This window comes from Undibacterium sp. GW821-FHT11H02, from assembly GCF_058808015.1.
The window spans coordinates 20471-32964 of record NZ_JBXARG010000007.1 but is presented as its reverse complement, the minus strand read 5'-3'; the positions used below and the strand labels follow the sequence as shown (position 1 = coordinate 32964).

At 43.5% G+C, this 12494-nt stretch carries 8 protein-coding genes; 6 read left to right on the top strand and 2 right to left on the bottom strand.

Going from position 1 to position 12494, the window contains the following annotated elements:
- The first annotated feature begins 10 nt into the window (after positions 1-10).
- On the top strand, positions 11-679 hold the full coding sequence (locus tag AC1RR2_RS09070) for a glutathione S-transferase family protein (protein ID WP_493221927.1): 669 nt from the start codon (positions 11-13) through the stop codon (positions 677-679).
- A gap of 954 nt (positions 680-1633) precedes the next feature.
- Here the strand turns inward: AC1RR2_RS09070 and cysC are convergent.
- Positions 1634-2173 (bottom strand): adenylyl-sulfate kinase, encoded by a 540-nt coding sequence (gene cysC / locus AC1RR2_RS09065; RefSeq protein ID WP_493221926.1) that lies wholly within the window; start codon positions 2171-2173, stop codon positions 1634-1636.
- Between the two features lie 662 nt (positions 2174-2835).
- Between cysC and AC1RR2_RS09060 the strand changes: the two genes are divergently transcribed.
- The 3 genes from AC1RR2_RS09060 (at position 2836) to AC1RR2_RS09050 (ending at position 6978) form a co-directional block, all read left to right on the top strand.
- On the top strand, positions 2836-4581 hold the full coding sequence (locus tag AC1RR2_RS09060) for a serine hydrolase domain-containing protein (RefSeq protein WP_493221925.1): 1746 nt from the start codon (positions 2836-2838) through the stop codon (positions 4579-4581).
- 186 nt (positions 4582-4767) lie between these two features.
- Positions 4768-5568, top strand: a complete 801-nt coding sequence (locus AC1RR2_RS09055; RefSeq protein ID WP_493221924.1) for a sulfite exporter TauE/SafE family protein — start codon at positions 4768-4770, stop codon at positions 5566-5568.
- A gap of 591 nt (positions 5569-6159) precedes the next feature.
- A complete protein-coding gene (locus AC1RR2_RS09050; protein ID WP_493221923.1) occupies positions 6160-6978 on the top strand; it encodes a helix-turn-helix transcriptional regulator in 819 nt (272 codons plus the stop codon).
- Positions 6979-7005: 27 nt separating this feature from the next.
- Here the strand turns inward: AC1RR2_RS09050 and AC1RR2_RS09045 are convergent, their stop codons facing one another.
- Positions 7006-7854, bottom strand: coding sequence for a carbon-nitrogen hydrolase family protein (locus tag AC1RR2_RS09045; protein WP_493221922.1), 849 nt, complete (start codon positions 7852-7854; stop codon positions 7006-7008).
- Between the two features lie 604 nt (positions 7855-8458).
- On the opposite strand from AC1RR2_RS09045, the gene AC1RR2_RS09040 reads away from it, so the two are divergent.
- Positions 8459-10825 (top strand): TonB-dependent receptor, encoded by a 2367-nt coding sequence (locus AC1RR2_RS09040; protein WP_493221921.1) that lies wholly within the window; start codon positions 8459-8461, stop codon positions 10823-10825.
- Between the two features lie 88 nt (positions 10826-10913).
- Positions 10914-12482: a sulfotransferase family protein gene (locus tag AC1RR2_RS09035; RefSeq protein ID WP_493221920.1), complete on the top strand. Its 1569-nt coding sequence runs from the start codon at positions 10914-10916 to the stop codon at positions 12480-12482.
- Positions 12483-12494 lie beyond the last annotated feature (12 nt).

Here is a 12494-nt window from a genome sequence, read left to right as displayed (position 1 = left end):
AGGAAAAATGATGCTTAAACTTTACGGTTTCCCATCCAGTAATTACGTCAATATGGTGCAACTGGCATTGCTCGAAAAAGGCGTGCCCTTCGAATTTGTGTTGACATATCCGGGCCAAAATCCCGAATTTCTCGCCAAAAGCCCACGCGGAAAAGTACCGTACTTGGAAACACCCAACGGCTATCTGAATGAAACCAGCGTCCTGCTCGACTACATCGAAGAAGCGACCGAGGGTGTTCCGCTGCTTCCTAAGGATCCAGCTGAGAAAGCCCGTGTGTGCGCTTTGATGAAAGAACTTGAGCTATACGTTGAGTTGCCGGCACGTAGTTGCTATCCGGAGGCCCTGTTCGGGGCGCAGTCTCCGGATGCAATCAAAACCAAGGCTCGTGACGAGTTGATCGCCGGCTTTGCGGCGCTGAAGCGACACGCGACGTTTTCCCCCTACCTGGCGGGCGACTCCTTTACCATGGCCGACATCGTGTTTCTTTACTCGGTTGAACTGGGAGTCTCTGTCGCCAAGAAACTGTTCGCCATCGATCTTCTGGAAGGCTTCCCTCAAGCCAGCGATTTGCTTCAACGCCTGGGCGCGAGACCGCATGTACAGTCAATCGCAGCGCAACGAGCCGCCGAGTGGCCAAAATTCATCGCTGCCGTTCAAGCTAAATACCAGGTTCGCTGATTTTTGGTGCGTTTGCCGCAACCGCTACGTTCAGGCATGGCATCGACATCCGCAAAATTGTGCTTGTCAGTACCTTTGTCGAGAGAGCGTCATGTATCGGGGCAGCAGAGGTTGCGCTTGTATTCTGGCACAGAGTAGGGCCAGATGCTCGGATCAGTATTCAATTCGAAATATTGCTAAATCGAATGCTGAGCAGGTCAGGCGCTTACTTAGTATTCACTGCATCAGAAGTACGAGTAAACATGGAGTGGCCTGCGTGAATTAAGTTGTCGCTGTATTGACATAGACTTGATCTCTCCTGTTTATCTATTGTGCCCTAAGTGAAATGTTCTTCGATTGACATGATGGGGATAGTGAAGTTAGGTTAAGAAAGGCATTTAACCTGATCAGCTTTTTGCATTGAGTCGTTCATCCATTATCCATTTAATGATGGTATTCGTTGGCACTGCAATATTTTCATTTGCGACGGCCTTCAAATACCTCTTTTTTGGTTGGACGGCCACATCGCCATTTTGTTTTTACGTAAGTAGTCGACTCTAGTTTTTCAGCTAGCTGTTTTTTTCGAGCTATGACCACACATCTGCAGCGCGAAATCGACGTAGTGGGCCAAGTTATCGAGGGTGGTAAATCTCCGCTGTTGACTGTCTTTTACAAATAGTTTGTTCAGAGATATCAAGGAGCTTCGCCAGTGTCTTTGGATTAAATAATGGTTCCAATTTAAGTGACTTAAATATGCGGTCACATGTATGCCACTAGTGTCGTAACAACCGAGGGCTTTATCAATTTTAAGCCTTAGCTCGGCGCGAGGGCTATCGAGCGCAAACAGGAACATTTGAGTAGAGCAAAGCAGCAACGGCTAGTTAGTTGATATCTCGTGTTTAGAATTGAAAGTGCTTACAATGTCCAGAAAGCAGATCGTTTCTTCGAAATCGTTAGAGTCATTAGTAATGCCCACTAATCAGACAAATGACTGACGATGATTTCGACACATGTGGGAATATCAAACATCGATGTGTCAATAATGATTTCTGGCTTGTCTGGTGGTTCATAAGCTGAATCAATGCCAGTGAAATTGGGTATTAATCCTGCTCTTGCTTTTTTATAGAGCCCTTTACAGTCGCGGGTTTCACAAATAGAAAATGGCGTACTTAAATAGACCTCAATGAATCTAAATTCACGTAGCATTTCTCGTACCTTCGCGCGGTCAGTTCGAAATGGCGAGATTAGACTCGTTATGCTGGAGACTTTGTTTGATGCGAACAGCGCAGCGATTTCGCCAACCCGTCGAATATTTTCGCGTCGATCTTGGTCTGTAAATCCTAAATCTTTATTTAGACCATTTCTGAGTGTATCTCCATCTAGTAATGCAACATTGTGCTCATGCTCATTAAAGAAGTTGATTAAGGCATGCGCTAGCGTTGTTTTTCCTGAGCCACTTAATCCGGTAAACCAAATGACAAATGGTGTTTTTGAAGGTTGAAATTTTGAGTTCACTTATCGAAGTTTCATCTGTCAAATAATTAAAATTAAAGAGTATTGATTCCGCTTTGATTGTACCATCGAAGAAATTTTGTGGGATTGCCCATGCAAGCCGAGTCAGCTTAATTGTCACTAGCCACGGCGCCAGGAAAACAAATCAGACCGGGTGCAAAGTACTTCTCACGGACTTACCTTGCTTCATTCGTCGTCACGAACCAAAAAGCTGCGCTGACGATCACTGCGATTAAAATTTGGGCAGAAATGGGCACAAACACCAATAAACGATTCGCTGTCGAACCAGCCAGCGCCTTTGCATATCAACACATTCGTCTATAACACCCTGTCGCATCTGTAAAACTTTCAGCGCGGCAGCGATTACACAGCTTGTAATTGATGCTGACATAGTGATTCCTATGGCATTGAAGCGCTGTATTTGCGTGATAATGAGCCGTCAGATTTTCTGATGTTGAGTTTTTTGTTGCCATATGGCGATTGGTCAAATTAGAAATCCCATATAAAGGTTACCCATTTTTGGTAATTGACGTGATTTGGACGATCACTGATAGTTCCATTAGCACTGAGGGAAAATGATTTCTGATTCTTGTAATTCGAATCCTTAAAGTGCGTTGGCATCTACAAAGAGATTAATCGATAAATTACAAAGAATGGGAGATTTGATGAAACGGCTATTAAGCACCCTTGGGCTGATATTCTGCATGAGCGGAGTTGCCTGTGCCCAGGTATATGACCCGCTCACCGGAACTGGTGCGGTCACACGTACAAATTTAACTTACAACACTTTAATAGGTACCACAGCCAGCTTGGTTGATTATAGTGCTTACGCAGTACCTGCAAATGCTGCCAATCCGGATTCCACATTTCAAGGAACGCTGACACTTAATAATGTTGCTACGACTGGTAGCTTTGCAACAGTGAAAAGTTCAACTGGCTACGTAGATCCTGGTCATCTGCCCGCATTTTCTTATCAGTTTGTGCAGCATGGCACGCATATCTTTCCAATTCAACGTGGACTCATTAGCACCTCACATCCAGACTGGTACTACGTTTTAGAGCCAGGACGTGTCTGGAAAGAGACTGGCGACAATGGATATTCTCGCGTCGCAATTCCTTTCTCCTTACAAGAGAGTGGAGCAAATTGTACGCATAACGGTGTTCTGACTTTCTTGTTTAAGTCGGATAGCAGCATTTCCAATGTGGCTTACCAGATTGCCGGTGAAACTTGCCAGTACTATCAATTCAATATGTGGGGGCAGGTCTCAGCTACCTATACACCACAAACTATTCCCTCGGCAGATACCGCAATCACGGCCTATGAAGCAGAAGTCGCTGGGCGTATGCCAACCAAGCCGATTGCGCAATTGGCGGTCGATTTTCCTGCTGCGGGTGTGACGATTGCGAATATCGGTAGTGATCAAACGGCGTCTTATATGACTGTCTTTGGCGTTGCCGTGGATGGTACAAATTATGTTGGCGGTTGCGGTACGCGTTATGGAACTTATCCGTATTGTGCAGTGCTGGATTTACCTTCGTATTCAACAGCCAAATCAATCGTTGGATCGATAGGCTTGATGCGTATGGAGAAAAAATATACCGGGACTAAGTCTTTGTCTATAGGTTCAACTGTCGACAAATGTACGGGAACGCAATGGTCTGATTCAAGTTTGCTAAATGCGCTGGATATGGCTACTGGAAATTATGCATTAGCTGGTTATGAGTCAGATGAAAATTCGACAGCAACTAAGAATAAATTTTTTAAAGTTGACACCTATGATGCTAAGGCGACTTTTGCTTGTAGCTACAGTCGCAAGGCAACTCCTGGTACGAAGTGGATTTATCATACAACGGATACTTTTTTACTAGGAAAAGCACTCAACACAAGATACCAATATTGGAATGGCAGCACTAAGGATTTTTACCGCGATATGTTGGTAGAAGAAATCTACAAACCATTAGGTATGAGCCCCACCACCTACACATCGACTCGTACGATTGATACTGTTGCGCAGGCTTTTACCGGTTACGGCATGACTTTACATCATGACGATATGGTTAAAATTGGCGAGTTCTTAAACAAGAACAATGCCACTATCAACGGTGTGAGTATGTTAGACAGCACTCTTTATAACGAGGCTATGCAAAGAACTAGTGCACATGGTTTAACTGCAAGCGGTGCAAACAATAACTATCACCATGGTTTTTGGCTCTGGAATTTGGCAAGTGCTGATACTGGAGCGGCAATTTGTGCTAACACCAAGTGGGTACCTTACATGTCAGGCTACGGTGGTATTGGTATCGTATTATTGCCAAATAATATGGTCTATTACTATGTCAGTGATAAAGGCGAGTATGGGTTTAAGAAAACATTAATTGAATTGCAGAAGATACGTAACCTGTGCACTTGAAAACCTTTGCGATTCATATGCAAAAGAAAGCGCTCAAAGTTTGAGCGCTTTGAAATTGATGCCACTCATTTAGAAAATTGTAGTGGGAAGTCGTGAACACTCATTTGTGACTTTTTAGGTAAATTTAAATATGGTGGAGATGTTTTCAACAAGCCATTAGTGGATCATTAAAATATCTATATTCGAATGTTAGAAGCTTTCTTAGTTACATTTACTTTGGGTGCCATGATTGGCTCCGTCATGGGAATGACCGGGGCTGGCGGTGGTGTACTTTCTATTCCCTTGCTTTTCTTTACCCAGCATCTCTCGGTTCAACAGGCTGCGCCAATAGGACTATTGGCAGTCGGTTTAAGTGCAACGCTAGGTGCAGGGTTTGGTTTGCGCGAAGGGATCGTACGATATCGCGCAGCAGCTCTTATTGGGGGCATTGGGATGATCATGGCTCCGGTTGGTATGCTCATAGCCAAATATTTGCCAAGTAGACCGTTGTTGATTATGTTTGCTTTAGTTTTGTTGATTGCAGCTTGGCGCGTTGCAAACCAACAGCGAGAGAACATTGCTTTAGTGAACGCATTTGTTTGCAGATTAAATTCAACATCAAAGCATTTAAATTGGTCTACTTCTTGTGTGAAAGTGCTCGTCTCGATCGGCGCAGTTTCAGGCTTACTTAGTGGATTATTAGGGGTTGGAGGCGGTTTCGTGATTGTTCCCGCTTTGAGCCACTACTCCAATTTGAATTTGCGCAGCATTCAAGCGACATCACTCGCCGTGATTGGATTAGTTTCGTCTAGCGCTGTACTCGTGGCTATGGTAAGTGGACGGGTGATTTGGGAGATCGCTATACCATTTTCACTAGGCGCGATGTCGTCATTATCGTTGACGCAAAAAATGGCGAAAGGAATTGACAGTAGTTATCGTCAATTAGCCTTTGCTTGCTTAGCGACAGTGGTTTCAATTCTGATGTTATTAAAATCAGCAACGGTTTAGCTGCTCTTGCGTCGCAAGACATTCAGCGCATAGCTGTTGCAGCTTGAACCATCTAGCTCTTCTGAAAGCATTTGCTGCTTAATCCATTAAGCATTGTTATTCTTAGTTAGGATAGACAGTAAAACCTCAGATTGAATCTATTCTCAAAATGGTCGCGATTGATTCTATTTTGGTAAATTCTTCAGGAAATCTTGATTGATACCCGGTAATTCGTGACGCTAAGGCGATTACGCTGTTTATGATCGGTGTCGGTCACTCTATACTATCCTTGGCCAATTTTTAGACTTCAATAAGGCGATGATTGCAAGCATAAGATTGTGCCGGTCGTCGCACAAGTGACAATTAAGCCAGGCAATCTCGTGACACAGTATGACGGTGAAGAGTTCGTCACCCGAGTATTTGAATGGTCACTTCAGATGGACTCTTGAGTGCCGAGCATTTGTTGAAGTCATCAGACCTTGCTTTATATCGTGCGAAAAATACAGGTCTACATAAGATTCAGCACTAAAATGAGACAGAAATCTGGATCATCTCGCTGAAATTACGTGAATCAGGTATTTTTCAGATATTGCAGATTCTTGATCGAAAAAAATGGAATTGAAATTAAAAGAGCTGACTCAAAATCGCCAAATTGCGCATTTGATCGCATCGTTAGATAAACCTAATTTCTGGATGTTATTGGTGCGGACGATCAAGACGCATATTGATTTTGATAATTGGGTTGTGTTGCGCTTTTCAGATACCGAAAAACCTGTCGTTTATGTCGAGAACCCTACGGAAGATGGCACGGCTGATTTGTTATTTCAAGATTATTTGAATGGACTATATTTATTCGATCCTTTTTTTATCGCGAGCCGCAATCAACATCAATCTGGCATGTTTGTGCTAGATGAGGTAGCGCCAGAAAGTTTCACGAGTACTGATTACTATCGCTTGTATTTTCAAAAAAATATAGTGGCAGATGAAATTCAATTTAACTATGCCAGTGATAATCGGCAAACTCTATGCTTTTCAATCGGACGTAGTAGAAAATTTAGTTTAGACGAAATTGCTTTTTTGTCGGTGATATCTGCTTGGGTCATCGCACTGATGCAACAGCGAGAACACTTTGAGACGCCGAATGAGGAGCAGGCCAAGACTAAAAATGAAACCAGTTGGCGGGAAGGTGTTGAAAAAGCGATCAGTAAAGTAAAGGGCCCAAAGTTAACTTCTAGGGAAGTGGAGATTGGGCAATTGATGATGAGCGGATACTCTTCGAAAAATATTGCTGCGAAATTGATGATTTCAATTGAAACAGTTCGAGCGCATAAGAAACATATTTACGCCAAGCTCGAGATTAATTCGCAATCAGAATTGTTCGCCATTTTTTATCAGGCACAAAAAAATCAAGATGCCAGCGGATCTACCTGAAGTAATTCTGATCTGGCATGTTTCTGGTCATGAGGGTTTCTGAATTTCGCCAAGCGAATTTAAATATTGATTGATTTCAACCGAGTCTTGAGCTTGAGAGAAATCGATAGGGCGATCGCGATAGCTTTTTAAGGGTTGTCCGAGCTGCATTAGTCCACGCTGACGTTCCCTTCTGACCCTCGTAAAATCAAGCTCGACAGGAATAATTTCGCGCCCAACGCCGGCTTGATGAATGATATCTCCAGCAGGTCCAACGATGATTGATTGACCATTGCCACACTCCCCAATTCCATTGACATCAATAAAGTAACATTGATTAATGGCTGCATTGGTACGGGCAATAATTAACTCGATACCGCGATCAATAGTGTCTGTCATGGTCGGCTGCAGAATCACTTCTGCACCCATCAAGGCTAAGGTGCGGGTTGTTTCGGGAAACCATTTGTCGTAGCAGATTGAAACGCCGAAACGGCCAACATCAGGTACATCAAAGATGCAAAATTCACTGCCTGCACTGACGCCAGTTTCGTAAGGCAGAAATGGAAACATTTTTCGATATCTGGTGACAATGATTCCATCAGGGTTGATTACCGGGCTTGTATTGTAAATATGTTCTCCATCCTGTTCATATATGGAACCAGGAATTAACCAGATTTTGTATGTGGCTGCCATTTCACAAAATGCTTTTTCTATCGAGCCACCTTGTGATTGTGCATGTGATTTCGATGGCCCCATGGCACATAGTTCACTGAAAATAATCATTTTCACTGAAGGAAAGCGCTTAACGGTAGCGTCTAGCTGCTGGCGCATATTCGCCATATTATCGGCATTAGCAGGGACTGGGATTTGAACTGCGGCTATGGTGAAGAACGTCATTTCTGGTTTTCTTTCATATTACAAAAATTAATGTATCGAATGGCATAAGTCTGCGGATACTTTCCGTATCTGATTCAGTTTGCTGGCAATGTGACTCAGTTCGGTCCGTTCAACTTCCTTATTTCTGTTACGAATTCTATTGGATTTAGATTGTGTCGCTTTACAACAAATGCGCTGTGGCGATTTAGTATTGATCGTATCCTTATTCATTTGCACTCATTAATTGAAAAAAGTGAAAACGCTTTTAATTCATTGGAAGAGGCGGCTTGTGCGTGAAATACAACTGTCTAAAGCAAGTATCGGCTTTCGCTAACGTCTTGATGGAGTTTTTCATCGTGTCCTCGTTTCACGTGTTTTCAATTGTCCGCTTTTTTAACGCTGTTTCGTTCGGATGCATTCATTTGAATCAATCGTTTTGGCGCAGATGGAATGTATTGAAGAATCTGCGCAACCACAATTACATAAACTTGGTAACCCTAACTGGGAATTGACCGTGTTATTTGAATCGCTGATAGTGCGACACACATAGCAAGAACTTAGCTTGCGATCACGAGATCAACAACACGCATCGAGTAGGCTCGAGCATAAACTGGAGAGAGTAGTTATGAACAGAAATATTCAATTAAAGCAGAAAGTCATCGTATCGGCAGTTGCCATGACCATAGCCATAAGTTCGGCACAGATAGCCATTGCACAAGACACAAAAAAGGATGAAATAGCAACCGTCACCGTTACTGCACAGGGACGTAAGGAGAATATCTTAAAGATTCCTTACAATATTTCGGCGATAAGCGGTCAGAGTTTAGAGGATAAGAATATTACCGAACAATCCGAAATGTTGCGCTTTATTGCGGGTGCTTCCGTGGTTGACCGCGGCGCACGCAATTCTGGTGTCATCAGCGGCGTAACGATTCGTGGTTTGAACGTGAACGGTTCAGCCCTCGGTGATTTTCAGACATCCGCAGTGCCATCAGTCTCTACCTACGTTAATAACACGCCCATTTTTGCCAATTTTCTGATTAAAGATTTGGAACGGGTAGAAGTTCTGCGTGGACCTCAGGGTACTTTGTATGGTTCCGGTTCTTTAGGTGGAACAGTGCGCTATCTGACCCGTCGTCCAGAATTGAAGAGCTTCTCAGGCAAAGTTGAAGCTAGTGTGAGTAAAACAGATGGCTCTGATGGTCTGAATAAGACGGTCGATGCTGTTCTTAATATGCCCTTGGGTGACAATGTCGCCTTTAGGGTGGCTGCAGGGAAGGTAGATAACGCCGGTATTATTGACTACAAAAATGTCTATGTACTGGATGGTCAAGGTACTCCGGTCGCACCAAATGGTTTGTTGAATCAAGCTGCTAGTTATCGTAACGTGAAAGATGCCGATACGGTAAAAATCGATTATGCAAGGGTCTCGATGTTGGCGAAGCCGAGCTCAAATTTTCAAGCACTGTTGACTTATCAGATTCAAAGCGATGATATCGGCGGCAGAAGACAGCCTACCCGTGGCAATGATGGTCATGGCGTAGCTTATGGACAGTATGAAAACGGTTCGATCCAACTTGAACCATCAGATCGTGAAGTCAAACTCGCGTCTTTAGAAATGGATCTGGACTTGGGTTTTGCGACACTTTCTAGCGGCACGTCGCACTACGATCAAAGTGGCAGTAGCTTGTCCGAGAATACGGGTTTTTATGCAAAGAATAGCTGGTTGGCTGACTACTACTACAACTACCCACGTCCGATGGCGCAGGCTAGCCGCAGCTACGGCGATAAGGCCTTTGTTCAGGAATTAAAACTTGCTTCGAAAAAGGGCGGTGCTCTGGACTATATCGTTGGCGCTTATTATCAGAATCAAGATTTAAGTGCTGCGCAATATAGTTATTTGCGTGGTCTGAAGGCTTGGGCAGATGTCGCGAAACCAAAAGCGGGCGTGACTAACGATAATGATTTTGTGTTTGAACGGACGCAAAATTTTACGGAAAAAGCATTGTTTGGTGAACTTACTTGGAATCTTTCACCGGTATTTCGTTTAACCGGTGGAATGCGTTCCTTTAAGACAGATTTCAATAACGACTCTACCTTGGGTTCTGGTGTAGTCGCGCCTTATAACGCGACTACACATACGGTATTTGCGCAAAATGACTCTGGCAATCTATTTAAAGCAAATGCTTCTTGGGATTTAACGCCAACACAAATGTTGTATATGACTGTATCCGAAGGTTATCGTCGTGCTGGCGCCAATGCAGTTCCCCTAACAGGAAATTTTGCAGAAAACAAAGCTTGGCAAACTTTTAAGCCGGACACCAATGTCAATACCGAATTAGGTATCAAAGGAACACAAGGCGATTTCCGATATAACTTGTCAGTATTTAATATCGCCTGGAAAGATATTCAAATCGATACAACGACACCTAATTGGGGCTTCTACGTTGCGCAAAACGGTGGCAAGGCAAGTAGTCGTGGATTGGAATTGGAATTGAGTGGAAAATTGAGCGATGCTTGGCGCTATGGCATGAGCTATGCTTACATCGATGCGAAGTTGGATGAGGACGTATTGCGTGCGGATAAGCCAAGCATCATTACTGCAGCAAAAGGAACGCGTTTGCCTGGCACCGCAAAAAACACGTTCAGCGTTTCGTTGGAAAACACGCAAATGTTTGAGAATGGTTGGTATTGGACAAATCGTATTAATGCGTATTATCAGGGTGATACTGAGAATGCGATTTCCTCTTCGGTCAAAGTTAAAAATACCTGGAAGGCTTTCTCACAGTGGGGTTTCTCATCTACGCTGATGAGTGACAACTGGAGTGCAACTTTCTACGTGAAGAATTTGACTAATAATGATGGTATTACTGGTGGTTTCCTTGAGTCCTCTATGGGAACAAGTCCAGCTCAAAATTATTATGGTAATGGTTCCAAAGTGTTGATTTCTCAACCTCGCACGATTGGCGTTTCGGCAAACTATAATTTCTAACTGAGTGCAATCCGCTGACTTCAGAAATGACAGTCAGCGGATTGATGAGAAGAGAGATTGGTCCTTTGATTTAACTGTTAGAGCGTGTATGTATTCCGATAAATTTTCAAAAAAAGTTAAGCATCTCGATCAGTTAATTCAACAAGATAGGTATGCAGAAGCAAAAATTGCTTGTGCTGAATTGGGTGACAATACTTCGTTATCGATTCCAGAATACCTATTGTTGAGTCGGATCTGGCAACGATTGGGAGATTTTCAAGCGATGCGTAAGGCTACGCAAACTGCGCGCGCGTTAAATTCTATTCATCCTGAGGTGTTGTTGCGTGAGATTGAAAGCGACATTTATTGCGGTGATATACAGCTAGCACGATTAAATCTTGCGCATTTGGAGAAACTTGCTGGATCCGATACCCAATTGCTTCAAGAAGTTGCCCAACTTTACTTGCATTGTTCTGCGCACGTCGAGGCAGGGCGATGTTACGAGAAGGCGGTTGAATTAAAGCCAGATCATGCACCTTATTTATTTAATCTAGCATCCTCTCTAGTGACACTGGGCGACATTGCTCGTGCCGAACAAGTTTTTAATCAATTGATTGAAAAAAGCCCTTTAGACTATGGTGCTTTGCTCAATCGTTCCATGCTAAAAACATGGAAATCAGAAACACATCACATCAAACAACTCATTGATTCCCTCTCTCGATTGAAACCAAACGATGCTGGCGAAGTTCCGCTGAGTTATGCACTTGCCAAAGAATATGAAGATCTTGGTGAATTCAAGAAATCATTTGCATATTTGCGACGTGGTGCTGACAGGCGTCGTACGATGCTGGCCTACAAAGTAGAGCAAGATGTCGATGCAATGCGTCAAATCAGAGAAACTTTTAATAGCGAATTATTTGCTGGTGCGTCTTCACAAGCGCAAGGTGCGCAAGCCTATTTCGTATTTGGTTTGCCTCGCACGGGTACGACTTTGGTGGATCGTATTTTAAGTTCACATAGCGAAGTGGACAGCTTAGGCGAAATTAGTAATTTAGCGTATGCGATTATGCAATTAGCCTCAGGTCCTGGCGGCAAGTTAGCAATGATCAAGCGCTCGGCGACGATAGACATGGCTGATTTGGGTCGTATTTATGGTCAGGGAATTCAAGGTTTTGGTGCTACTGCACCGCATCTGATTAATAAAACTCCACAAAATTTTCTCTATGCCGGATTGATTCATCTGGCACTTCCAGAATCTAAGATGATTCATTTGCGGCGGCATCCATTGGATAGCTGCTATGCGATGTATAAGACTTTGTTTCGCATGGGTTATCCATTCTCCTATAATTTGGAAGATCTTGGACATTACTACCTCGCTTATCATCAGTTGATGCAACATTGGCGCGATGTCTTACCTGGAAAATTTCTTGATATTGACTATGAAACGCTTGTTGATCAACAGGAACTTACCAGTCGCGCGCTTTTGGAATTTTGCGGGTTGGCATGGGAAGATGATTGTTTGGAGTTCCAAAAGAATGCAGCTCCAGCAGCCACAGCTAGTGCCGCACAAGTCAGACAGCCGGTGTATAGAAGTTCACTGCAACGATGGAAAGACTATGCGGAAGAGCTCGCTCCTCTCGCTACATTTTTAGAAAAAAATGGGATTGATTGCAGTTAGTTTTTTTCTCCT